Annotated in this window: 21 protein-coding genes and 1 tRNA gene; 11 read left to right on the top strand and 11 right to left on the bottom strand. The window is 40.9% G+C overall.

Going from position 1 to position 25748, the window contains the following annotated elements:
• Positions 1-10: 10 nt before the first annotated feature.
• Together ACKI39_RS03325 and ACKI39_RS03320 are read right to left on the bottom strand one after the other, a co-directional pair.
• On the bottom strand, positions 11-697 hold the full coding sequence (locus ACKI39_RS03325) for a response regulator (RefSeq protein WP_407397640.1): 687 nt from the start codon (positions 695-697) through the stop codon (positions 11-13).
• A gap of 18 nt (positions 698-715) precedes the next feature.
• On the bottom strand, positions 716-1975 hold the full coding sequence (locus ACKI39_RS03320; protein WP_407397638.1) for a sensor histidine kinase: 1260 nt from the start codon (positions 1973-1975) through the stop codon (positions 716-718).
• Between the two features lie 168 nt (positions 1976-2143).
• On the opposite strand from ACKI39_RS03320, the gene ACKI39_RS03315 reads away from it, so the two are divergent.
• The gene (locus tag ACKI39_RS03315) at positions 2144-3106 is read left to right on the top strand and encodes an SGNH/GDSL hydrolase family protein (RefSeq protein ID WP_407397636.1); all 963 of its coding nucleotides are present in this window, start codon (positions 2144-2146) and stop codon (positions 3104-3106) included.
• Between the two features lie 53 nt (positions 3107-3159).
• On the opposite strand, the gene ACKI39_RS03310 is transcribed toward ACKI39_RS03315, so the two are convergent.
• The 6 genes from ACKI39_RS03310 to ACKI39_RS03285 form a co-directional block, all read right to left on the bottom strand.
• On the bottom strand, positions 3160-3999 hold the full coding sequence (locus ACKI39_RS03310; protein WP_407397634.1) for an oxidoreductase: 840 nt from the start codon (positions 3997-3999) through the stop codon (positions 3160-3162).
• An 84-nt stretch (positions 4000-4083) separates the two neighbouring features.
• Positions 4084-6123 (bottom strand): right-handed parallel beta-helix repeat-containing protein, encoded by a 2040-nt coding sequence (locus ACKI39_RS03305; RefSeq protein WP_407397632.1) that lies wholly within the window; start codon positions 6121-6123, stop codon positions 4084-4086.
• Between the two features lie 97 nt (positions 6124-6220).
• Complete coding sequence (locus ACKI39_RS03300; protein WP_407397630.1) at positions 6221-6427, bottom strand: hypothetical protein; 207 nt, start codon at positions 6425-6427, stop codon at positions 6221-6223.
• Entirely contained in the window at positions 6424-7950 is a 1527-nt protein-coding gene (locus ACKI39_RS03295; protein ID WP_407397628.1) for a Y-family DNA polymerase, read from the bottom strand. Before ACKI39_RS03295 ends, ACKI39_RS03300 begins: the two co-directional genes overlap by 4 nt.
• Before the next feature lie 625 nt (positions 7951-8575).
• Positions 8576-9553, bottom strand: a complete 978-nt coding sequence (locus ACKI39_RS03290) for an Abi family protein (protein WP_407397626.1) — start codon at positions 9551-9553, stop codon at positions 8576-8578.
• A gap of 237 nt (positions 9554-9790) precedes the next feature.
• Positions 9791-9863, bottom strand: a tRNA-Lys gene (locus tag ACKI39_RS03285).
• Between the two features lie 127 nt (positions 9864-9990).
• On the opposite strand from ACKI39_RS03285, the gene pfkB reads away from it, so the two are divergent.
• The 8 genes from pfkB to ACKI39_RS03245 all read left to right on the top strand — a co-directional run bounded on the left by pfkB (position 9991) and on the right by ACKI39_RS03245 (position 18391).
• Entirely contained in the window at positions 9991-10896 is a 906-nt protein-coding gene (pfkB, locus tag ACKI39_RS03280) for a 1-phosphofructokinase (RefSeq protein WP_407397624.1), read from the top strand.
• Between the two features lie 38 nt (positions 10897-10934).
• Positions 10935-11567 carry a ribulose-phosphate 3-epimerase gene (gene rpe, locus ACKI39_RS03275; protein WP_407397622.1) on the top strand — a complete coding sequence of 211 codons (633 nt, stop codon included), beginning with the start codon at positions 10935-10937 and terminating at the stop codon, positions 11565-11567.
• A complete protein-coding gene (locus tag ACKI39_RS03270; RefSeq protein WP_407397620.1) occupies positions 11558-12535 on the top strand; it encodes a tetratricopeptide repeat protein in 978 nt (325 codons plus the stop codon). Before rpe ends, ACKI39_RS03270 begins: the two co-directional genes overlap by 10 nt.
• On the top strand, positions 12536-13885 hold the full coding sequence (locus ACKI39_RS03265) for a hypothetical protein (RefSeq protein ID WP_407397618.1): 1350 nt from the start codon (positions 12536-12538) through the stop codon (positions 13883-13885).
• Between the two features lie 3 nt (positions 13886-13888).
• The gene (locus ACKI39_RS03260; RefSeq protein ID WP_407397616.1) at positions 13889-15010 is read left to right on the top strand and encodes a tetratricopeptide repeat protein; all 1122 of its coding nucleotides are present in this window, start codon (positions 13889-13891) and stop codon (positions 15008-15010) included.
• A gap of 95 nt (positions 15011-15105) precedes the next feature.
• A complete protein-coding gene (locus ACKI39_RS03255; RefSeq protein ID WP_318689750.1) occupies positions 15106-15711 on the top strand; it encodes a phosphoribosyltransferase in 606 nt (201 codons plus the stop codon).
• 17 nt (positions 15712-15728) lie between these two features.
• Positions 15729-17780, top strand: a complete 2052-nt coding sequence (locus ACKI39_RS03250) for a chitobiase/beta-hexosaminidase C-terminal domain-containing protein (RefSeq protein WP_407397613.1) — start codon at positions 15729-15731, stop codon at positions 17778-17780.
• Between the two features lie 2 nt (positions 17781-17782).
• A complete protein-coding gene (locus ACKI39_RS03245; RefSeq protein WP_407397611.1) occupies positions 17783-18391 on the top strand; it encodes a ribonuclease HII in 609 nt (202 codons plus the stop codon).
• A 182-nt stretch (positions 18392-18573) separates the two neighbouring features.
• Here ACKI39_RS03245 and ACKI39_RS03240 read toward each other — a convergent pair whose 3' ends face one another.
• The 3 genes from ACKI39_RS03240 to ACKI39_RS03230 all read right to left on the bottom strand — a co-directional run bounded on the left by ACKI39_RS03240 (position 18574) and on the right by ACKI39_RS03230 (position 21792).
• Entirely contained in the window at positions 18574-19002 is a 429-nt protein-coding gene (locus ACKI39_RS03240) for a DUF3276 family protein (protein ID WP_407397609.1), read from the bottom strand.
• Positions 19003-19457: 455 nt separating this feature from the next.
• Positions 19458-20636 carry a cysteine desulfurase family protein gene (locus ACKI39_RS03235; RefSeq protein WP_407397607.1) on the bottom strand — a complete coding sequence of 393 codons (1179 nt, stop codon included), beginning with the start codon at positions 20634-20636 and terminating at the stop codon, positions 19458-19460.
• A gap of 13 nt (positions 20637-20649) precedes the next feature.
• Positions 20650-21792: a 3-dehydroquinate synthase gene (locus ACKI39_RS03230; protein WP_407397605.1), complete on the bottom strand. Its 1143-nt coding sequence runs from the start codon at positions 21790-21792 to the stop codon at positions 20650-20652.
• A 60-nt stretch (positions 21793-21852) separates the two neighbouring features.
• On the opposite strand from ACKI39_RS03230, the gene ACKI39_RS03225 reads away from it, so the two are divergent.
• Entirely contained in the window at positions 21853-23775 is a 1923-nt protein-coding gene (locus ACKI39_RS03225) for a diguanylate cyclase (protein WP_407397603.1), read from the top strand.
• A 50-nt stretch (positions 23776-23825) separates the two neighbouring features.
• Positions 23826-25742, top strand: coding sequence for a substrate-binding and GGDEF domain-containing protein (locus ACKI39_RS03220; protein ID WP_407397601.1), 1917 nt, complete (start codon positions 23826-23828; stop codon positions 25740-25742).
• Positions 25743-25748: the final 6 nt, after the last annotated feature.

The following is a 25748-nucleotide window of genomic DNA, read 5'->3' as shown; positions in this document are numbered from 1 at the left end:
CATTTTACATTCAATCTGCTTTTTTATAAAGCATGCAGGGACGTCCTCCTGTTTCGTAGTTTATGTCTTCGACAATGCTTTTCTGCTGGACAAGATAGTTCATGTAGTGCCTGATTGTGACTACGGAGATTTTAAGTTTTTCAGCAATCATGTCTACGCTTTGCCATCCTGAGTTTTCATCAAAATATTCAATCATCGAAGAAAGAGTCTTTTTGTTGATGCCTTTAGGATATTCTGTTGATTTGATTTTTTTATCCTGATTGTTGTTTTGTGTCATCAGTCTGTCTATGCTGTTTTGGTCGATTATGGAATTCTGCTTTAGGGTTTCTGTATGAGAAAGGAATTTTTCAAGTGCAATTAAGAATCTTTCCATTGTGAAAGGTTTTATTAGATAGTCTAATACTCCAAGATGCATGGTCTGTTCAAGAGTGTTTGTATCGTTGGCAGCCGTTACCATGACAACTTCTGAGGATATTTTTTTATCCCTTATGCGCTTAAGAGTTTCCACGCCATCCATGACAGGCATATAGACATCAAGAACAATCAGGTCGATTTCATTTTCTTCAAGAAAATTGAGGGCTTCTTCTCCGTTTCTGCAAATTGAACTTACAGTGAAGTTTTTGTTTTGCCTTACATACTGCTCGTTAATCATTGCAACCATTGGATCGTCTTCTACAATAAGAACTCTATATACCATGTATGCTTTCCCCATCAATTACTTGCTTAATTTTACTGTAAAACAGGATCCTTTCCCAACCTGAGATTCAACATAAATTTCACCGCCTAGGCTTTCAATCAGCTGTTTGGTGTGGAAAAGGCCAACCCCACGACCAGTTCCTTTTGTAGAAAATCCGTTTTCAAAAATTTTTTCGATGAAGCCTTCTGCTATTCCTGTTCCTGAGTCCTGAACAATCAAAAGCATTTTGCCTGTGTCTGTAAAAATTCCGATGGAAAGTTTCTTTGAGCTGCTTGTTCCAGTGTTCATTGAATCGAGGGCATTGTCTATTAAGTTTCCTGTGATTGTAACCAGTGCTTCTGATGGTATGTCTATGTCCTCATTTTTGAAATGGCTGTTTTCTTGAAAGGAAATCTTTACGTTGCATTCACTTGCCCTTGCAATTTTTCCTATGAGAAGTGCAGCAAGGGAAGAATTCTGTATGTTGTGCATTACAAAGGTAACGGTTTCCCTTTGTATTATCGAAATACTCTGAATATAGTTCATGGCCTGCTCGTACTGTCCTATCTGGATCAGTCCTAGAATTACATGAAGTTTGTTTGTAAAGTCGTGGTTGTTTGCCCTCATGGAATCCACGAGGAACTTAGTCCCTTCAAAATCTTCAGTAAAATCCAGAAAGGATTTTTTTATTTCATGGGAAAGTTTTGCGCAGATTACAAGTTCAATTGAAATAGCTGCAATGGTTACAAGAACAAAAAGTAGAACTGTATTTCTTGTAACAATCCTCATGGAAGTCTTTAATCTTATGGTCATTATGAAACCTTCGTAGTTCCCATTTGCATCGTAAAAGGCAGAATAGGTGCGTCGTTGTGGACCTGATGGACCGTTGGAATCTTCCGTAAAGTAACTTGAAGAGTAGCTTGAAAAATCAGGATGGGTTCCGTCGTATTTCGTGTTTATAAGATGATGGTGGGTGTGGTAGAGACGTATGCTGTTCTTGTCTACGATTGAAAAAATATCTACTTCCGGAAGGTCAGCTGCAACTCCGTCAAAATATTCACAGAGCTTAGGCTGGCTCAAATTCTTTGTAAAGCCATAGATTCTTGAAACCAGTGCTGTGGTGTTCTGCAGGTTCTGATTGAAGGCTTTGTTGTTGGATTTTATGTTTATTATAAGACCACCGGAACTCAATAAAATTGTTACTGAAACAATCAATGCAACCTGAGTCCTTGTAATTATTTTCCGTAGGCTAGTAAGATTCCCTTTTGTTTGTTCGGAAGATTTTTTTCTTTTCTTCATGGTTGTAGTTTAACACATAAAAAACTTTCTAAAAGGCTTTTGAAAGTAAAAAAAATCGCGTGAAAAAATTATGTGTTATTAATACTTTCAAAAAATTGAATATTTTTTCTGTGGGGGTATTATACAAACAACTTCTACGGAAGATCAAAAATCAATGAGGTATTAAGAATGAATTTAGCACATCTTTTTGAAGCAGGCATGCTTGTATGTTTTGGATTTTCCTGGCCAATCAATGTCGTAAAAGCCTATAGGGCTCAGACGGCAAAGAGCACAAGCCTTGCGTTTATCTGTCTTATCATTACGGGTTATGTTGCAGGCATTACAGCAAAAATTATAAACGGACAGTTCAATTATGTTCTTGCCGTATATTTCCTTAATCTTGCAATTGTATTTGCAAATGTTGTTGTTTTCTTCAGAAATAAGGCTCTGGACAGAAAGAGAGACGAATTGCATCTTAATGATGTGGATTTTAAGAAGTTTGTTCCACAGAAGGAAAACTTTTCTTTCTCAAATGCGGAAGACTACGATTACATTCCAGAAAGAATGCGTGAGGTTCAGGAAAAGAAATACAATGTTGTATTGCTTGGGGGAAACTATGACAGTTCAATTCCCCTTAAGCAGCTGGAAGATGAGTTCAGTCTTGATTTTGAGTTGATCAATAAAAGTGCTTCTGGACTTTCAGTTAAAAATGCTGTTGAGTTCTATCTTAAGGAAGTGGAAAAACTTAAATCCGACGGAATCATCATTCGCCTTGGGGCAGAGGATATGGATCTTTTCAAAAGCAATCCTTCTGAATTTGACAGCCTCTATCTTAAGCTGCTTTCAACAATTAAAATGTTCAACAGCAGGAGCCGCATTGCCCTTGTTTCTATGAACAATTCAAACAAGGAAGCTTCAGTAGATTCCATGAACAATCACATTAAGGCAATTGCATCATCAGAGCAGGCCGTATATGTAGACCTTGCCTATGCAACACTGTGGAATCCTAAGGCAACAAAGGCATCCGTTGATTTTGCCAGAAATATGGGGCTTAATGTTAAGAAACCGATATTTGATGTTGCAAAAATAATCTATAGCTTTGCAGTTAGTAACATTGCGGAAGAAAAACAGTCTGAGACTTATGCGGGCTAATTAAAAAAAGGATGTCCAATGAACATATATGTTTTTGGACATCCTTCTGTCTGTCATTTAATTTTGAGCACGGTTCTCATGGCCAAATCCATCAATGGGTCTGGAAGAACTTTCTTTATCAATATGTAAGGCTTTGCCATGTAGCCCTTTGCATACCTTTGTTTTGGATGTTTTGCAAGGACTGCCTTTACAATTACCTCTGCAATCTTCAATGGCGGTGTCATTTTTCCTGATTTGTAGTGTTTTTCAAGATAGGTTGCAGCGTTTATGGCATTATCTTTATATTCCGTATTTTCGGACTGCTTTCTTAAGTTGTCTGTCGCAATGAAGCCCCAGTCAGTCTGAATCATTCCTGGTTCAATCAATATTACGTCCACGCCGAAAGGTTTTACTTCAAGACGCATTGCATCACTTAATGCTTCAACTGCATATTTTGTAGCATGGTACCATCCGCCAAAAGGTGCCGTGAATCTTCCTGCCATTGATGAAATGTTTACGATTTTTCCAAAGTGATTTTTTCTCATTGAAGGAATAACCATCTTTGAAAGCTCGGCAAGACCAAAGACATTCACATCAAACTGTCTCTTTGCTTCTTCCGTTGGAACGTTTTCGATGGCGCCATAGCTTCCGTAACCTGCGTTGTTGATGAGCACATCTATTGATCCTTCCCTTGATAGGATTGTGTCGACGCAGTTCTTGATGGAATCCCTGTCTGTAAGATCCAGGGGAAGAATGTAGATTCCCTGCTTTTCAAGGTCCGCCATGCGTTCCAGTCTTCTTGCGGCTCCATAGACATTCATTCCAAGTTGCTTGAGAAGAATGGCGGTTTCAAATCCGATGCCTGAAGAAGCTCCCGTTACAAGAGCGGTCTTACCTTTAATGTTGCTTTTCATGCTATGTACTATAAAACGATAACCCGCAGAATTTACCGAGATGGCAAATTTTGCGGGTAAAAAGGAATTATTCTACTGATTCAATTAGAACTCAGCCTTGAAATTTTTCTTTACGCCTGCGAATGGTCCTGGAAGAGGATTTGCTTCGCGCTTGTTTCCAAACATGTCGGTGTCGAAGATGATTTCGCTTCCATCTGGATTTTCAAATTTCTGCTCGCTTTCAAATGCTTCTCCAAGGACTTCTGTAGAAATAATTCCACAGTTGCTTTCCTTGATGAAGTCATATGCGTTTGTCTTGAATGTCCATTTTCCATTCTTTTCTTCAAGGGAATAAATAACGGTGTTTGTCTTGTCTACTACAGGATTCTTTTCATTCTTCGTAGGCTTTGCACCGTTGAAGTACCAGTTGCCCTTTGCCCAAACAGGAAGAGGGTTGTAATAGCGGTCGCTTGGTGCGCTTCCGAGTCCGCAGTATCCGTCAAACTGCTTTACCCATTCTTCGTAGGTTGGACACATGTCGTAGGTGTGTGTGCCTGCGATGAAGTTTCCGTCTGTCCATTCATTGTCGCTCATCATCTCTGACAATTTCTTAAGGCCAGGGCGCATTGGCTGCTGCATGAAGATGTTGTTGTAGATGCGGCAATCACCGTGAAGGATGCTCATGAAGCCCATGATTTCTGTTCTGTGTGGAACATGGTATGGAGTATAGCGAACTGCCTGGTTCTGTCTCTTTTCTGTGAGGGCTCCGTTGAGAACACCGTGTCCAACTGCTGTCCATGATCCTGCAAAGAAGTTGTGTACCATGGCAAGTCCCTGTGTAGGAAGCTTGAGGTTTGCATCTGAGAGGAAAATGTTGTTGTCCAAAAGGGTTGGGCCGTGGCTAACTTCGATGAAGATGTCTTCCCCACATGAGAGGTCAAGATTTTCAGGTCTAAGGAGGTAATCGCGTGCAAGAGTGTTGTCGTGGAACAGGTTCTGGCTTACTCGGGTTCCCTGTGCCTGCCAGTCAAGCCAGAGTCCGCGAGTACAGTGATGGAAATGGTTGCGGCGGATGATTACGTCGATGGCGGCGTGCATCTTGATGCCACCGATTTCAGCACCTGCAAGATTCTGCTTGTTGTTGATGTTGTGGATGTGGTTGTCTTCGATAATCGAGAATACACCACCAAGGTGTCCTACGATACCGGTCTGTCCACAGTCGTGGATATCGCAGCGGCGGATGATGTGGCTTCCGATTCTTTCCTTTGTCCAGCCTTCGATCTGAGCCTGGCAGATGTTGTCGCGTTCTGTCTGAGTTCCGTCCTTGAACTTGAGCTTTGACCACTTGTTGTCGTTGTTTGGCTGCTTGTATTTTCCCAGGGAAATACCCGAACACTTTGAATGGCTTACTTCACAGTCCTCGATGATCCATCCTTTTGACCAATGAGGTCCGATCATTCCTTCCTGATATGCAGTTGGAGGTGCCCACTGGGTTGCGGCCTTGCATACTGTGAAACCGCTCAATGTAATGTAGCCGCGTCCTTCTTCGCTAGGGTAGAAGCAGTTTTCGCGTACAGTGATTTCTACATTTTCCTTGTTTGGATCCTTGCCCTGGAAATTGGCGTAGATCAAGGTTTCGTCAGTCTTTTCGTCCTGTTCCGTGTACCAGACATGCTTTGTGAATTCCTTGTCCCATGACTTGATGTTGTCTTCAACAGGCTTTTCAACGGCTTCCATCGTCGTAACTTCGTAGAGGGACTTGTTGTTGAGGAAAACTTCACCTGTGTGTGCTATGAAGTTCACATTGAACCAGTCACCTGCAACTTTAACTGTATATGGATTGTATGATCCAAAGATCCCGTTTGGAATGCGGGCAAGCCAAACCTGTCCCTTGACCTTTGTCCAGTTCTTGATTTCTTCCGCACCAGTGATGACTGCCTTCCTGTATTCTGCTGAGCGGTAAACAATGCGATTGTCTTCTGTTCCACCATTAACAGGGTTTACATACTCACGGTAAACTCCAGGAGCAACGATGATTTCATCGCCCGGCTTTGCAATTCTTGCTGCTTCATTGATCTGCTTGAAAGGATTTTCTTTAGTTCCGCTTCCACACTTCTTTGCATTGATATCTACGTAATAAGTCATAATTCCACCTTGCTGAGAATACAGCATTTCTATTATAAACCAGGTAGTAGGAATATCAAATAAAATATAATTATTATTGAAGAAAATGTATGGTGTCCTAGTCGTACAGGACTGAACCTTTCTCTAGATCCAACATTTCTTTTTCGTAGATTTTAGCCGTGTTCTCAAGGCTTTCTTCATAGCCTGCAAGGGCAGAAAATGGAGTGAACTGTGCGGCACGTTTTTCTGATGTCATTCTGGGATGAATGGTGGATGTCGGAGGATCCATAAGCAGCATATCGCTGTATAGCTTTTCTTCTTTCATGCCTGGTGCCCTCCGATCTGTTTGTTGCGGGTCATCGTCATGGCACCTTCCTGAAGGCTCAATCCGCGAACCAATGTATTCTTTCCGAATTTTCCTTTCACTGTGAGGATGGCGTCCTGAAGGTTTTTATTCTTCCTTTCCTCAAGTCTTTCGTTCACTCTTTCCTTCCTGTCTGATTCCGATTCAAAGAGGTCTGGCGTGAACCAGCTGTCTTTATGTTCATGCATTTCTTCTGTCGTGATTTCGGAAGCTATCAGAAAAAGCCTTCGTATGGTGAATTCAGGATTGACTGTTGCTCTGTAGATTTTTTCGAATCCATCGCACACTGTGTCCATATTCTGCGTAAAGGACTTTAGGTTCATTCTGCCCTGGGCTGGTCCTGGCTGTAATCTTCCGTATGGGTCCATGCATATCTTCAGGTCCTCCACCTGTTTTTTTGGCATCTTGCTCATGGTTTCTGCGTTTTCGTTGTCGTAGCCGACATACATGCAGATCTGTCGTACTAGAAGTCCTTTCTTGACAAGATCCAGACAGAGGAGTTCAGCCATTTCACGGACTATTGTTACTCCTTCGCCAAAGGCGTAGGGGCGTGGAAGAACCTGTCCGTTGGTAAGGCTATGGTCCTTCGGCTTATAGGCCTTTATCTGTTTTATGGTGCAAGGTTCATGGCCCCAGGAATGGTCTATCAGAAGCTCTGCGTTGATTCCGAATTCCTTGTAAAGAATGTTTTCATTGAGAAAATCATTCGGCTTGCCTATGGAGCATCTTGCTATGTCACCCAAGGTATGAAGTCCGTATTTTGCAAGCCGATTTGCCGTTCCAGGACCTATCCTCCAGATGTCGGTTATGGGCTTGTGATTCCACAGCTTTTTTCGGAATTCAGTGACATCAAGTTCTGCTATACGGACTCCTTTTCTATCTGCAGGAAGTTTTTTTGCGACAACATCCATTGCAACCTTTGCGATGAAAAGGTTGGGGCCTATTCCTGCCGTGGCTGTTATTCCTGTAGTGTCGTATACCTCGTGTATCATCTTGACTGCAAGTTCATGTGCCGAAATTCCGTAAAGCTTCAGGTATGGAGTTGCGTCGATGAACACTTCATCTATTGAATAGACGTGGATGTCTTCTGGCGCAATGTATTTGAGGTAGGTCCTGTATATTCTGCTTGAATATTCTATATATAAAGCCATGCGTGGAGGTGCTGTTACATAATCTACCTCGTAGTCCATGCATTCCTTAAGCACATCTGCAAGATAGGACTTTGCAAAGAACTTTTTCGATGGAAGCATCATCCTTCGTTCTGTGTTTATCTGTTCTATCTTTTGCTTTGCCTCAAAAAGCCTTGGTCGTCCTGGTACTCCAAAGGACTTTAAGGATGGAGATACTGCGAGGCATATGGTCTTGTCGCTGCGGGTCGGATCTGCCACAAGAAGATTTGTCTTAAGTGGGTCCATTCCCCGTTCAACGCATTCAACTGAGGCGTAGAAAGATTTTAAGTCGATGGCAATGTAGGTTCTATTCATAAATCAACTATACCGAAAGTAAGTATATTATAATCAGTATACTTTTAACAGTATATCAAAATTTGATAGGGGATAAAAAAACTCAGAAACAGTCATTTGGACAAAAAAAAGGCACCAGTTTTACAACCAGTGCCTTATGTGAGCTATTGCAGACTCGAACTGCAGACAGCCGCCTTAAAAGGGTAAGGAATATTGACTTGTCGTCACGATTATTTTTTATAAGTTAATTATAGTTTTACAACTATGCTTACATTCTAGTATCTTTCGAATTCGGTGTCAAATAATTACTTTTCACTGTTTTAAGTTAATTATAGTTTTTCTTTACTCTTTGCTATACTCCTTGCATCACACATCACCGCCCTGGAAAAACGTCTTAACCATAGTTTCAAGAAATAAAAAAAATCCACCGCGATGGGTGGATTAGAAATGTCAATCGCTTGGGAGTGGTGCTAACACATAGCACTTACCTAGACAACGGCACTTTTCCAAGACTTACTGTTGACACCTTAATAAAAAGGTAAAAAAAATAGAGCGGGATTACAAAATGCCGCTCTTGCAAAAACACCGAAGTGTTTTTAAATACTGATATAATTATAGTAAAAAAACTTTACAAGTCAAGTAAAATTCACATGTTTTCTATAATCCTTGCCAAAAAGAAAAAACTGGTCATTAATTTATTATTCTTCATAAAATATTGCTTTCTCTTAGATATTCTGGTGAAAAATAATTTCTTTAGCTCTTCCAATCGCTTGTTTCTGAGGTTTTCTGATACAACATTTTTATAAACATATAGGAGACTTGTAAATTCCAGAATAAAACGACATTTCAATTTTTTATTCAATCCTGATAGTTTCTTCATTTTCCCATAATAATTACTTAGGATGGTCGGGGTGTATGTTTTCTTTTCTGACGACAAATCACATATCAGACAGTTATTATGAGCACACCCATTTCTTAAACTTCTTACTAAATTCAATACAGATGATTGTATTGGCGGTGTTACATTTTTTCGCTGAAAATAAAATTCATAGAATTTAAGAAAGTCACCGAAAGAAAGTATTTCAACCAATACCCAGGCAGGGCAATTGTTTTGACTGATTATGAAATCTGTTTTACCGGTTGCTGGATCTGTTGTTTTTGTTATGACAAAGTATTTATCAATTAAATTTCCTACAAATGGAGAAGAAAGATTTCTTGTGATGTTTTTTTCAATGTAGGTATTTTTAGGTAAACTTAAGAAATCAATTACAATAGAATAACCGTCTTCCGCCGGGTTGTTTTCCATATCGGATAAGAGAGATACCTTGAGGTCATGTTCAACATCAATACACATTTGTGTTGAAATGTTTCGTATGTACATGTCTATGATAGATAATTCAACAAGATAAGCAAAGTCAAGATTTATATATTTGCCCTGCTGATTTTTTCTGTAATTCTTTCGATATGAAGCAGTTCTTAAATAGTTATTTACATTGCTGATGTAATCTACAGCATCTTTTTCTGATTTAATATTAAACTCAACACCTTTTTCATTCTTGAGTTTAGAAATCAAATCTGTAGATGTCATCTTCGGCTTGGTTGATTTTATGGAATTAATCGCCATGATGAATAGTATAGCAAAAAGATAATTTTTTTTCTTGTTCTGCAATGTTTTAATTCTCTATGTCTTTTGGCACGCTTTTTGGCATGGTCCATGGCATGATTCAATGAAATTTATGTTAGATTTTCAATGCACCCGTCTCAAATAAAGGGGGAAGCAAAGATTATAAGCTCCGCAAAGCCCCTAAAATAGGGCTTGGAGCAAAAAAAAGGGCACCAGTTTTACAACCAGTGCCTTATGTGAGCTATTGCAGACTCGAACTGCAGACAGCCGCCTTAAAAGGGCGGTGCTCTACCACCTGAGCTAATAGCCCAACACGCTATCTCTAACGTAGGTCTGAGTTTATAAAGTTTATGGGGTTTAGTCAAGGGTAAAATTTGATTTTTGATGCTATTTTACATAAAATGAAAACCGCAAAAAATATGCAGAGGAAGAATAAAATGATCTGGACACTTACCGTAAATCCTTCGTTGGATTATAACATTCAGGTAGAAAACTTCAGGGAAGGAATTGTAAACCGCAGCCAGAAGGAAAGTGTTGCTGCGGGAGGAAAAGGCATAAATGTTTCTATCGTCCTCAAGAACCTTGGAATCCCTTCCACGGCGCTTGGGTTTACGGGTGGATGGACTGGCGTAAAGATTGAAGCCATGCTTTCAGAGCAGGGAATTGATACTGATTTTGTCTACCTTCCTCAGGGGGATTCAAGGATCAATGTAAAAATCAAGGGACAGTCGGAGACAGAAATTAACGCCAACGGACCTTTTATCGATGCTGCCCATGTGGAATTTCTTTTCATGAAGCTCAATTCGATTCACGATGGTGATGTTCTGGTCCTTGCAGGAAGCATTCCTTCTTGCTTGGGATCTGATTTCTATGACCGCATAATGAAATTCCTTTCTGACAGGAAAATCGATGTTGCAGTTGATGCCACAGGAAATCTTCTGCTTGAAACGCTTGGATATAGACCGTTCCTTATAAAGCCAAACAACCATGAACTTGGGGAATTATTCGGCGTAAAAATTGAAGGTCGAGAACAGGCATTGGAATATGCAAGGAAGCTTGCTGAAAAAGGTGCCCGCAATGTCCTTGTTTCCATGGCGGCGAAAGGTGCAGTCCTGCTTGCGGAGGATGGAAAGGAATATGAATGCCCTGCACCTAAAGGAATCGTCGTCAATTCCGTCGGAGCTGGAGATTCCATGGTGGCTGGATTCATCGCAGGGTGGAACGAAAAGAAGGATTACGCCCATGCCCTCAGAATGGGAATTTCCTGTGGAAGTGCCAGTGCCTTTTCTGAAGGACTTGCATCAAGGGACAGTGTTCTCCAGCTATACGAAAAACTTTCTTAATTGCAAGAAAAACCGATTTCAAATAGAATGTTCTCACTATGAAAAACCAGAAGTATCTTTCACCATCACTTTTGTCTGCAGACTTTGGAGATCTCAAAGGTGCACTCAAATCAATAGAAGAAAAGGGAAGTTCATATGTTCATGTCGACGTTATGGACGGTCACTTTGTTCCTCAGGTTTCATATGGACAGCCTGTGATTTCATCCATCAGGAAATACAGCAAGCTTCCATTTGATGTTCATCTTATGGTAGAGAAACCAGAATCTTCAATTAATTCATATATTGAAGCTGGTGCTGACCTTGTTACATTCCATATTGAAGCGACGATTCATGCAGACCGCTGTATCCAGATGATACATGAAAAAGGTAAAAAGGCAGGAATCGCAATATGTCCTGCAACTCCTGTTTCTGCCATTAAGGAAATTCTTCCTTTTGTTGACCTTGTGCTTGTCATGACAGTCAATCCAGGATGGGGTGGTCAAAAACTTATTCCATATACACTTAAAAAAGTTAAGGAACTTGCCGATATACAGAAAGAGAAGGACTATAATTTCCTCATTTCTGTAGATGGCGGTGTCAACCAGGATACCCTGAAAGATGTTGTCGAAGCAGGAACTGATATTGTAGTTTCCGGCTCGTCATTTTTCAGGGGGAATTTGGAATGGAATTAAACCGCTCTCTTATTCGAAATATTGTTCGTAAACTTGCACTGCTTTGCCTGCCGTTTTTTGCAGCTTCCTATGCATTCAGTGTTTCGTCTTTAGAAACAGAAGCTTTTGTTCAGGGACTTGTTTCATACAAAAAGGGCGAGTGGGCAGATGCCAGTGTTTATTTGAGACAGAGCGTAAACAGCGCTGAATATGCCACTGATTCTAACTGGTATATGATCATCATGAGCGAGGTCTATTCTGGCGATTATGATGCGGCCATCAGCGATTGTGATTATTTCATCGATAACTTTTCAGAAAGCCAGCTGCTTTCCTTTGTTGAATATCAGCGTGGTCGTTCCTACCACAGCGTAGGTTTGAATGACAATGCTGTCATGGCTTTAAGCAGTTTCTGCAATGAATATCCTGACAGCGACATGTATTCATCGGCATTGTTCTGGATTGCAGAATGCTTCTATGACGATTATGACTTTGAAACGGCAAGGGCACTCTACGAAAGAATTCTTGCTGAATATCCAAACAGTTCCAAGAGAGAGGATGCAGAATTCAAGCTTTACCTTATCACTCAGCATGACAGGGAACAGAAGCTTCTGTATTTGCTTAAGATGACTGGTGAAGAATACCTGAACTCCCGTGAAAACTATGAAAAACAGCTCAGGATGATGCAGACTGATGATATGACAGAGCTCAGAAAGCAGCTGCGTGCCGCCAATGCACGTATCCTTGAGCTTGAAAGCAATGGAGCTGTTGTTGCTTCTCCTGTGATTCCTGCGGTTGTTCCAGAAAGTCCTTCGTCTGTTGTTGAATCTACAGTGCCTTCGTCTGCATATGAGCCTTCCGATGTCATTGATCAGACATTGGAGGCAAAGAACGTGACTGCGGCTCAGGCTGATGAGGAGATTCTTTCCCTTAAGGCAAAGGCAGCCCTTATACAGAGACTTCTTAACGAAAGAAACGGGGAGGGAAAATAAATGAAGAAATTGGATGCAGCAAAACTTATCTTGGTTCCTCTTTTCTTTCTGTCGCCTTTTTTCGCATATGCACAGGATGAATCTGAATCTTCTGTAGCAGAACCTTCGATGGTCGAAAGTGAAGATAGACATGCAATCTACGCAAAGGATGCCAGTGGAAATTATTGTGTTGATTCAAATGGAAATAAAGTACGCGTAGGCACAAGAGTAGATGCCGCTCCTGCATCAACCTATGTTCCTCGTGTAAAGAATGTGATAGAAATCCAAAGGGATGACATTCGTCTTGTCCTTAACGGAAATGAAGGAACTTTTGCAATCTATGGAGTTGCAGAAAAGGGAAACCGTATTCCTCTTCTTTCAACATACGATGCAAATTCTAGCTCCTATTTTGTCGTGAAGGTAGGGCGCAAGGAATATAAGCTTCAGTCTAAGATGGGTATCAAGTGTGAAGCAAGAAACACACCTCTCGGTGCGCAGATGGCATATCTTGTTTCCGATGAAGTTCAGGTTGTGGTCGATTTCAGCTTTATGCCGTCCATCGCAACTTCCACAAGAATCGACATGCTCCGCGTCTCGGTGTTTGTGATAAATATTGGAAGAAGCATCCAGTCTTATGCCGTGAAGGGTGTGTTCGATACGACACTGGGAGAAAATACTCAGGCTCATTTCTCAACAGCTGCAAAAAAATTCATCAACTCTGAAGCTCAGTTCCAGTCGATGGAAGAAGATCTTTGGGTGCGTTCCGCAAACAAGGATGCTGCAATACAGTTCATTCTTGGATCAAAGGAAATTACTAGGACAGAAGCTGTTACGCTTGCGACACGCGATAAGATGGATTCAGTTACATGGATTCCTTCCATTCAGTCTTCAAGAAGCTTCAATTCAGTTACTTCTTTCAATAACTCGGCACTTTGCATCAACTGGCCTTCTACCTATCTCGATACCTTGAGAACTGCAAACTATGGCTTCTATATTTCAGTTGCAACTGGAGGAAATAATCCTGCAGGCAAACAGTTCCTCAGTGATCTTGATAATGGCAAGACTGCTCTTGGAGTTGCTGCAAAGAATTCCGTTGCCAAGCTTAATGGTGCTGCAAAACCAATTCCTCTTACGCAGGAGGAAGTCGACAGCGTTACGCCTAATATCCTCAACAACATTCCATCTTCTTCAAAAGAAGCTTTCGTAAAGACAAAGGAAATAACGGAAGCTCAGCTTGATCCTGAATATATACAGGATCTCCTTGACCGCATTGCGACTTTAAAGGAAGATGAAACCATGGATAAGACTGAATTGTATGCTCTTAACGAAGAACTCGATTCTATCCTCAATAAACTTGGAGCCAATAGATAAAAAATGGCACGATCTTCCCTGGATACTGCAAAATACCTCATAAAAAGACGCAGGTTTGAGATGGCGCTTCGCTTTCTTGACACCTGTGAGGAAGATTATGAAGGTGTAGCTGATTACTATGTGACCTATGGCATTGCTTATCTTTACTCTGGTGTTGCTGGCAAGGCATCTGAAATGTTCAGAAAAGCCAGGGAAATTTCTGTTACGAATATAAATCTCCTTCTTGGGCAGGCTGTTGTTTTCCTTGGTCGTGGAGAAATTACCCGTGCAGTTCAATATTACCTTGAAGTTCTTGATCATGATCCTAATAATGCAATTGCAAAAAAAGCCCTGGATTTTATACGTATCGACGGTGAATACGAGACAGTCGTTAAAATGAAGGAAACTGGGGAGATAAAGAAATTCTATCCTCCTCTGGGTTTTAATCCCAACGTCATAAGAAATGTAATCGTCACGGGGCTTCTGCTTGGGGTTCTTTGTTCTGTATTTGTCGTTGTAATGCCAAAGGCAAGAAAGGTTCCTGTCGCAAAGAATACAATCGAACAGAAATTCTCTCTTTCTGAGGATGAGCTTTTGAATGCTGTTCAGCTGGACGTGGAAGACGGTGAATTCAACGTTACGATGACCACCAAGGAAATCCAGATGGCATTCAGCGATGCAAAGAAATACTTTGTTGCGTCAAGAGACAATGCATGCCAGGTTGAGCTTAACCGCATCGTCAACAGCAATGCTTCCATACACATCAAGCAGAAGGCACAATCTGTAATGGATCTTCTTCAGGAGCCTACATTTGATTCATTGAAGGATAACTATTCCTATTCCCAGGTGGCATCCAATCCTGTCAACTATCTGGACTGCTATGCAATCTGGGACGGTATGGTGACCAATTCTGTTTTCTATGAGGATGGTTCATGGAAGTGTGATCTTCTGGTAGATTACATTCCAAGTGAAAACAAGAATTTCCAAGTGGGACTTTGCCATGTTGTCTTTGACAGAGCTCCTGAACCTTCTGTTGATGAAACTAAGCCTGTAAGGTTCCTTGGGAAAATTACCCTCAGTGGAAATGACATTGTACTTTCAGGCCGTGCTGTATATCAGCAGTTGAAAGGAACCAACCTTAAGTGATCTTTCCGTAAATGGAAATAAAACACTAAATATAGTATAATGGGATTTGTTGTAGGCTTTGCTTACTGCAAGTCCCGTTTTTTTTGGAGATAGATATGAAAGAATTCCTTCCTTTTGACACTGTAAGAATCGATGCCCTTAAACTGGCCCATAAAATCTATCAGGAAGATCACTTTGTTCCTGATGTTCTCTATACATCACTTCGTGGCGGTGCCTACATGGCAAATGTAATCAGCGAATATTACAAGATTGCTCTAAAAAATGAAAAGCCTGTAATGTATGCGGCTGTTGTCGCAAGAAGCTATTCTGATGTTGCCCAGCATTCTCAGATCCACATTGATGGATGGACATATTCTCCTGAGTACCTTAGACCTGGAGATAAAATTCTCCTTGTAGACGACATCTATGATTCTGGTCATACCTTGAATTATCTTGTAAATGTATTTCTTGAAAAAGGTGTTCCTCGCGAAAACATCAAGATCGCAGTGCACGACTACAAGATTTACGGCTATAAAGAACAGCCAAACGTAAAGCCTGACTACTGGTGCAGGAAGTTTGAAATAAACAATCCAGATGACAATAACTGGATCAACTACAATAGCCATGAAATGGTTGGCCTTACAAAAGAAGAAAGGGAAGAGCATTTCTATAAGCCTTACCCAGAGCTTCGTGAAATAATGGAAGCCATTTTCAAGGACTAAAGGATTCAAGAAAACCAATGAAAAGATTTTCCCTAACTGCAGTTTTTATCAGCTTAATTTCCCTTGGGGCGTTTGCTTTCTCAGAAAAGGATATAATCAGTCCTGCCACTGGAACCTGGTGCAACCAGCAGGCTCTTGTCCTCAATTCCTTTAATGCCACTGAGATATATTATTCGCTGACTGGGAGCGATCCTTTTGTATCAGGCTTTGCCTACGATGGTCCAGTCCTCATTGAAAGAAAAGGTAGTGTCTGTGTTCGTATCGGCGTTGTTGAATCAGATGGAGTAAAGAAGGAATTTCGTATTGACTACAATGTGATGCCTCCGATGCTTACAAATATGGATGCTGATACAAAGGATTATGTTGAGAAAAATTTCGTAAAATCACCGTTGATAAACTACCGCAGTGGAAGTGATTTGTCTCTTCCATCAGGATTAAGATATTCCTTTGAAAGAAATGCTCAGCCTGCCTTTAGACAGAAACTGAACTTGACTGAAAACAACTGGATTGAACGTTTTGTCTCATTCTTTGTAACAGATGGAATCAATAATTATCATTCAGTCATCCGTGTCATCCCTGCTGAAAAAACAAAAGTTTCTGACAATGCCAGTCTTCCTTTTGTGATCAGCAACTGGAACAGCATTATCTTTACCGATAAAAAATTCATCTATCAGATTGATGATGAGATGTGGAATTCTGATTACACGGAAAAAATGATCGATAGAAGCGTAAGCCATACTCTTCACTGGCAGTCGGTTGATTTTACGGAGAACAACAAGGTCAATGAATTCGTCATTCCTTCAATGCCGACAGTCATTGCAAGAAGTGCTGGTTCTGGTACGGTTGTTTTTGCTCTTTCTGATGAAGATGGATATACCTTTGAAAATGGTGAAAAAACCGTTGTTGCCCAGGCTTTTTACGGAGAAGAAATTGAAGGCGTCTATGAGGCAAAGATTTTTCTTGGCGGAGTTTTCCAAGGTTGCTTAGGTGTTGAATATGAAATGGACAGGCTTCCACCAAAGGAACCTGAATTTGTTGCTTCGGGAAATTCTTCTTTTTCTAGAAATACATTGGCTCTTAGAATTATAACTGCTGAGAACGCTGATGTTTTTTATGCTGTAAGTGAGCCAGTCTACTATGGTGAAGACAGTTCTGCAGATATAGAAATAAAGATGCCTGAGGAATTTTCTAGATATTCTGGCGATGACATCGTCATAAAAAGCCTTGAGGATAAGTCTTGTGCGTACAAAGTCTTTGCATATTCAGTTGACAATGCTGGGAACATGAGCAAGATCATTGAACAGCGATATGTCATCGATGAGCTTAACTTCTATCTTGCGTCAGGAGAATATACAGGCAATGAGGACGGTTCTTATATGAATCCTTTTGTTTCCTTTTTGCAGGTAGTGGATGCGCTGAATTCTTCTGAGAGTGGCATAAAGCTTCACCTTAATGGTGATGTTGTTGTTGAAGGCGGCGAATATCTTATTACCAAGGATTGTCACATTCACGGTAACGGAGGAAAAATCATCCTCAAGGGGAATGCTTCACTGATTATCGATGGGGCATCTGTTTCCATAGATAGGTGTACTGTTGAAAAGCAGTCTGAAGATTCTTCTTCTCATATCGCCAAAATTTGCAATGGAAAATTCTTCCTCAATGACTGTGAGGTCGCAGGTTTCTATAGTGAGGATGGAAAGCTTTTTGACATTAAGGATTCCGAAGTTTCATTCAAGGACTGTGGTTTTACAATCCAGGCACCAAGAATTTCAATGTGTTCTGAAATTTACGGCGGAACAATTTCTGTGTTCGGTTGTCGCTTTACTGCCATAGGACAGACTGCATCAGCTATGAAGATCAGAAACTCTCAATGTGTCCTTGAGCTTAATCTCTTTACTTTGATCGGTGGCATTTGTAAAGGAATAGAAATTACAGGTGGAACTGTTTCCTTTATGGGTGATAGATTCGATGCTCAGTCTGACGGTAAGTACAAGAACTCTGGTGCGATTACACGAAACGGTGGCTGCAAGGTTACAGGTCTTTCATCTACATCGTCAAAGGGATTCTAAAAATGAAATTCAAATTTTTTGCAGGGCTTGATGAGGCGGGTAGAGGTCCTATGGCAGGTCCTGTCAGCGCCGCCTGTGTTATTCTTTCACCAGATTTTCCAGTTGAGTTGCTAAACGACAGCAAGAAGCTTAGTGAAAAAAAACGGGAAAAACTGTTTCCTCTGATAAAGGAAAAATGCTGCTGGGGTCATGCCTATGTGCAGCATGATGAAATCGACAGGATAAACATTCTTCAAGCTTCCCTTAAGGCAATGAAGCTTGCTTATGAGGATATGCTTGGTAAGCTTTCTGAATGGTGCAGCACCAACGGCATCGAAATGATCGAAGATGTCAAAGACATCGATGCAATGGCTGATGGAACCTTTGCACCTGACATTGACTGCAAGGTGAAATGTGAACCAAAGGCAGATGGAAACTATCCTGCCGTAATGGCAGCAAGCATAATTGCCAAGGTTGAACGTGACCATCTGATGATGGAGTATGATAAAAAATATCCTGAGTACGGTTATGCAAGGCACAAGGGGTATCCTACTGCGGCTCATCTAGAGGTCATTAGACGCATCGGTCCGTCTCCAATCCAAAGAATGAGTTTCGGCAAGGATAAAAAATAAGGCTATGTCTGTAGAAAGTGTTGCTATATGATATGTGGTGGTTGAGGCTCTCGAGACCACGTTGCCATGTCCAATCGGCGCAGCAACACTATTCCCGTACATAGCAAAAAATAAAAAAAACGGGATGCCCTGAAAATATTTTGGGACATCCCGTTTTATTTTGATATTTCTTATAGCTTATCTTAGTATTCGCTTGAATCAGATGGCTTGCGCTTTGATACTACATGGATTCTTGTATCCTTCTTTGTAGCGCGCTTTTCTGCTACGAGGCGGCTTTCACCCTTGCGGCGATAGATCTTCTTTGCAGGTTCGGCTTCTTCGCCCTGGGCTGCAAACTTTGCTTCCTTTGCAGCCTTCTTTTCTGCACGGATTTTTGCCCTTTCCTTTTCTTCCTTTTCGATAAACTTGAGGGATTCATCCATTCCGCCAAAGAACTTCTTCATGTCTTCTGCGAATACTACGATAGCGCGGCGGTCATCTTCTCCGTCCTTGATTTTGCTTTCAACAATCTGCAAAAATACGTCGCCGTTGCGGTTTTCCTTTACATTGAAAAAATAGTTTCTCTTGTCCAAAGTAACCTGTGTTGTAAAGAGTTCCCCACGAATTGCCATAAGCTTCCTTCCTTGATAATGTCTGGATTGTATAAAAAAATAAGATGACCGTAATTGCGGTCCCGAATGAATAGAAAATATCACTATCGAAGATAAAATTCAAGTGGCGGGTTTATTAAATATAATAAAAACTGCTTTCGTATGGAACCCTGTCAAGCCTGCTCCGATGCTGCCGACATGATGAAAAAAAGCTTCGGGTGAAACCCTCAGGTTTTATATGGGCAGCAAGTCGCATTTTGTCAGGAACCCATACTACGCAGTTTTTATTATGAAAAAGAATGAGCGCCACTTGAATTTAAATGAGATATGTTTTCCATTCGCTTTTATATCTGGAAAAGAAACAGATTTGCTTTCGTATGGAACCCTGCCAAGCCTGCTCCGATGCTGCCGACATGATGAAAAAAGCTTCGGGTGAACCCCTCAGGCTTTGTATGGGCAGCAAGTCGCATTGAATATCAATGGAAAAATGCCTGACACACTTCCTTTACGGCTTCAACAAGATCGTCCATTGCTTGCTTTGTGGTTTCATGACCAAAGCTGAACCTTACGGCACTTTCCTTTTCCTTTGGTGGAATCTGCATGGTGTCAAGAATTGGCCTTGAATGGTGTCCTGCACTGCATGCACTTCCTGTTGAAATGTAAAAGCCCTTTGTACTCAAGGCACGTTCCATGACCTGTCCTGGAATCCCAGGGAAGGCTGCCTGAACGACCCAAGGTGAAAATTCTGCGGCTGCTTCTTTTCCACGGCAATGAGGAATCATTACAGTGCCCTTGATTTCCATAAGCTGTCTGATGAAGTCCTCCGTCCACTTTTTCTGATTTTCAAAGCGTTCGATGGATGTGGAATTTTTTTCGCAGATGCAGTATTTTGCAAGGCACTGGGAAATGGCTTCTGCTCCAAAAAGGTTTTCCGTTCCGCTGCGGACATTCTTTTCCTGGCCGCCGCCTTTAAGGAAGGAGTTCATGTCCTTTGCAAGGTAAAGGATTCCTATTCCTCTAGGTCCACCGATTTTATGGGCACTGAAGGCAGCACTGTCAACAGCAGGATTTTTTAGGAAATCCAATGGAATCTTTCCTGCTGCCTGTACGCAGTCCACATGGAAGAAGGGTTTTCTCTTTCCATTTGCCTTTTCTACAAGGGCATCTGCGATTTCATTTACAGGCTGAACTGCACCAGTTTCGTTGTTGACTGCCATTACAGTTACAAATGCAGTGTCAGGTTCCACAGCTGCTGATATTGCTTCGGCTGTAACTATTCCGTCCTTGTTTGGATTTACGGTAATTGCCTTCCAGCCACATCCAGAAATCATCTTTGCCATTTCACGAAGGGCAGGGTGCTCGATGGCACTGATGACGATGCTGCCTTTCTGAGGTTTTGAAAGAACACTTGTTAGGGCAAGGTGATCGCTTTCAGTTCCGCCTGAAGTAAAGAAAATTGATTCTGTTTTTACTCCAAGGGCATCGGCTGCTCTTTTTCTTGCATCTTCAAAAACTTTGCGTGCATCGGTTCCAGCTTCATGAATGCTTGATGGATTCCCCCAATGTTCCAGGGAAAGCTCCAGTGCATTCTTAACAATTTCTTCATCAATAGGAGATGTTGCCGCATAGTCAAAATAGTGTTCTTTAGAAATCATTTTATTTTCCGCGTTATCTCAATACTTCAAGAATCTTTTCATCGGTTGCTTCGATGATTTTTGTGCTCTGAGGTCCATCCTGAACGATAAGCTTGATTACGCTGGACATGTTCTTCTTGTCCTTCCTCATGGCATCAAGGATTTTTTCAGCAGGAACATTTGCCTTGCCTACATTGTAGCCATACGAGGCAAGAATGTTTATTCCGTTCTGGGCGTATTCATCCGAGCAAAGCCCGTTCTTTCTTCCATACTCAAAGGCTCGTGCCATTCCCCAGGCAACACCTTCTCCGTGGGTAATTTCACCAAGACCGCTTACTGCTTCAAGGGCATGTCCAAATGTATGGCCAAGGTTAAGGAATGCTCTGCTTCCTTTTTCCCTCAGATCTTCATGGACGATCTTAGCCTTTGCCTTTGTGCATCCTGAAATAAGTCTGTTTAGAATTTCGCTGTCACGGGCAAGAACCTTATCCCTTTCATTTTTGAATAGTTCAAGCATTTCTTTGTCAAAGAGGAATGCTGTCTTTATGGCTTCTGCAAGACCTGAAATGTATTCCTTTTGTGAAAGTGATTTAACAAAGTCGCTGAAGACATGCAGTTTTTTAGCAGGGTAAAAGGCTCCTATCATGTTCTTGTAGTTTCCAAAATCGCAGCCAGTTTTACCGCCTACGGCAGCATCCACATCTGCGAGCATTGTTGTGGAAACGAACTCAACATCTACACCACGCTTGAACATTGATGCCGCAAAAGCAGTCATGTCGGTGATAACGCCGCCACCTATTGCAATAAAAAGACAGTTGCGGTTGAAATTGCTGTCCAAGGCAGCCTTAACCATCTCAAGGACGCTTTCAATGGTTTTATATTTTTCACCAGAACCAATGATGCAGAGTGTATCACCACCGTTGCGGTAAACCTTTGATTCATTAATCTTGATGTCTGAAATGTCGCCAAGATCAACATTAAAATGCCTTACGAAATCCCTGTTGCATTCAAGGGCGGCAATCGTATTGTCAGTGACAAAAAGTCTGTTCTGCTTGGTGTCTTCTGAAAAATAAACTCCCATAAGGTCTGGAGTTCCGCTGTAAAAATAAATTTCTGTTCTGTCAAAACCTGAATCCTTGGCAAATTCAAGGGTGAAGCTGTCATTTGTTTTTTTCATGTTCCATATTGTAGTGTTATTAAGTTTTTTTTGCAATTTTTTTGAATTATAATGTCATTAATGCGTATCGGAATGACTTTATCCCACATGGAATATGAATATTCTCAGCGGCTTTTGCAAGGCTGCAGGCAGTATGTTGAAGATACGGGAAATGGTTTTCTTGTTTTTTCAACTGAAGAACCTGAGTCTACTGAGAGTGAGTTTGCCTATCAGGAATGGGCCATCTCTAAATTCTTCAATAAAAAGAATCTTGATGGGATTGTCATCCAGACAGCTACCTTAAGTCGTTTCATCAAGGAAGAAAATGCCGTTGAGTTCGTCAGCAATCTAGATAAGAAACTTCCTGTTGTTTCCATAGTTACTCCAGTTCCAAATGTTCCGTCGCTAGTAGTTGATTCCGAGGAAGCCTTTAAGAATCTTTTACGGCACCTGATTGATGACCACGGACGAAAAAAACTCCTTCTGATTGGAATTAAATCAGAAAGTGATGACATAATGCAGCGCATCAGATTCTTCCGTGAAGTCATGAAAGAAAAAAATATTGATTTTGATGAAGATCATATTCTTTATGCCGGTTATACCATTGAAAGCGCAGAGGAAGTTCTCGAAAAAAAATATCCTACAAAGGAATCCATTGATTTTGACGGCATAGTCTGTGTCATAGATGAGATTGCCATGGGCGCCATATCCCACATGTTCAAGCTTGGAGTTGATGTTCCTGAACAGGTCACCATCTCTGGATTTGACAACACTGTGCGTTCTGTTTACTGCTATCCAAGCCTTTCAACTATTGATCAGAGTATTTCTAATCAAAGCTATCTTGGTGCAAAATTACTTTCGGACAGGATAAATGGTAAGAAAATAGATTTAGTTAAAAGACTTCATTCCAGTGCGTGCTATCGAGTAAGCTGCGGTTGTCTTAGTCAGGGTGATCCGTATGTGAGCATTACCGATAAAGGTGAAAAAATCCTTAAGGACAGGGACTTCTATTCCACAGCCTTCAAGTCTTTTTTTGTTCGCAACAACCAGAATGTAAATATCATGGACTTCATTGAAGACCTTAATTCAGGGCTTTCCCTTGATGCTCTCAGCCGACGTCTTGATCGTTACATGAAGATGTTCAACATAAAAAGATCTGCAATCTGTCTATATGAAAAACCTGTTGAAATCAATAGACATGAAAAATTCATCCTTCCTGAAAGGGCTAGAATTTTCTATGCCTGTAATGTTGATGTTCCTGGACAGAAGACTGTCAACAGCGAAGAATATTTTGACTGTTCAAAGAGTCTTCTACCTGACTTCATGATGGATGACATAACTGGACTCAATGCTGTAAGAATTCTTTACCATGGAAATCTTCAGTATGGATATATGATTCTTTCCATAGGTGATTATGGTGGAACTGAATACATGATGATTTATACCCTTATGGCAAAGTTCATTGCAATTGCCTATGAGGTAAGCAATCTTTCTGATAGGAACAAGAAACTTTCAATTCTTTCAAAGACCGATGAGATGACAGGTATCCTCAACCGCCGTGGATTCATGCTTGTGGGACAGCAGAATATTTCACTTGCTTCTGATGTCGGCAAAAGCGGTCTTGTAATCTACGGCGACATGGATGGACTTAAGTATATCAATGACACTTACGGTCATGAAGCCGGGGATCGTGCTATCATTGCAGAGGTTGAACTATTGAAGAAAACTTTCCGTGCGGCAGATACCATTGGTCGCCTTGGTGGTGATGAATTTGCCATTGTTTCAATTTCCCTTACAATGGAAATGTTTGAAAAATTACGGCACAGACTTGATGAGCTTTGCGAAGAATGGAACAGAACTTCAAATGAGCCTTTCAAGTTATCCATAAGTCTTGGGGCTGCAGTCTTTGATTCTGAAAAATTCAATCTTGAAAGTCTTTTGAGCAAGGCTGATGATGAGCAGTACAAGGTGAAGCATGCAAAGAAAACGATTCGACAGAATTAAATAGCTGTTAAAAATGTGTTTTTCTCTGAATTCTATAGTAAAATTACAATATGCGATTTGGAATTCCAATCCCACATCTTGAATATGAATATTCTCAAAAATTGCTTGAAGGCGTAAGACGGTATGCAAAGGATTCAGGCAATGACGTGCTTGTGTTTTCTTCAAAGGAACCAGACGCTGAAGAAAACGAATATGCTTATCAGGAATGGTTCATCTCGAAATTCATAAACAATGCAAACCTGGACGGTGCTGTTTTTCCTACGGCTGCCCTTTGTCGTTACTGTGGTTTGGAAAAAGTAAAAGACATAGTTCGGGAAGTAAATGTATATCTTCCTGTAGTTTCCATCGTTTCAGAGATAAGTGAAATTCCTTCACTTATAGTTAATTCTGAATCTGCATTTAAAAATCTTGTAAGACATCTTATTGACGCTCACAGAAAAAAAGAAATTCTCTTTATGGGAATAGATTGCGAGAGCCAGGATATCAGGGACAGACTTACTTTTTTTAAGGAAGTCATGAAAGAAAAAAATATTGAAATTCCCGAGCATCACATAATATACGGTGATTACATTTTTGACAGTGCCGTTGCCGCAATGAAGAAGAATTTTCCCACAAGGGAATCCGTTGATTTTGATGCCGTAGTCTGCGTAACGGATGAGCTTGCCTTGGGTACCATGACCTATCTTACATCCCTTGGCTTTTCCATTCCTGAAGATATATGCGTTACAGGTTTTGACAATACAGTCCGGTCACTTTATTCGTATCCAAGCCTTACTACTGTGAACCAGGATGTTCCTGGACAATGCTACAAGGGATTCAATATTCTTGAAAGGTCTGTCACTGGTAAGAAAATCAACATGCTGAATGTGATGCAGTCGGAATGTTCGTATAGGGCAAGCTGCGGATGTCTCCCTAAAAACTCAAACTTTGTGAATAAAACTGAAAATGGAACCTATATCAGCAGAAATGAAGATTTCTTTTCCAGAGCCTTTACATCGTTCTTTGTGCGTAATGACCAGAATATATGGGTGCTGCATTTTGTAGAGGAGCTTCAGAGCAGCCTTTCACTTGAAATGCTCTGTTCAAGACTTGAAAATTATCTTTACAGCTTTGACATTAATCAGTCGGCGCTATGTCTGTATGAAAATCCTGTAGAGGTTCTGCCAGGTGAAAGCTTTAATGCTCCTTCCATGGCAAGAATCTATTATATGTCGGATAGAATGTCCGGTACCAAGATCATTGACAGCAAGGATTACTTTGACTGTGAAAAAAAACTTCTGCCTGATAATATGCTTGATGATTTCAAAGGCGTCCAGATAGTAAAGGCAATCTATCACGGTAAATTTCAGTACGGCTATATGATACTTTCCATGGGCTCTTACGATTGTGCGGAATACATCATGATTTATTCCCTCATCTGTAAATTTATTGCAAGTGCATTTGAGGTCAGCAAGTACGAAGAGAAAAACATCAGTCTTGCAAAGCTTTCAAAGACAGATGAACTTACTGGCATATTGAACCGCCGTGGATTCCTTTTAGCAGCTCAGCAGGAACTTAACATTGCTGCATCCCTTGGAAAGAAAGGTCTTGTAATCTATGGTGACATGGATGGATTAAAAAAAATCAATGACACCTATGGCCACGATGCTGGAGACAGGGCCATCATTGCCGAGGTAGAGCTTTTAAAGAAAACTTTCCGTGCTGCAGATACCATGGCTCGTCTTGGTGGCGATGAATTTGCAATACTTTCCATTTCCCTTGATCTTGGAGTATTTGAAAAATTAAAGAAAAGACTTGATGAGCTTTGCGAAGAATGGAACAGAACTTCCAATGAGGAATTCAATATTTCCATAAGCCTTGGAGCTGCATGCTTTGACTCTGAAAATTACAACCTTGCAAAACTTTTAAAGCAGGCTGATGCTGAACAATACAAAGAAAAAAAGCGAAAAAAGATGGCAAGAGAATAGTATCTG

This window comes from Treponema sp. (genome assembly GCF_045641405.1).
GTDB lineage: Bacteria > Spirochaetota > Spirochaetia > Treponematales > Treponemataceae > Treponema_D.
Note: the sequence above shows the minus strand (reverse complement) of the source record. Positions and strands in the feature narration are given on the sequence as shown.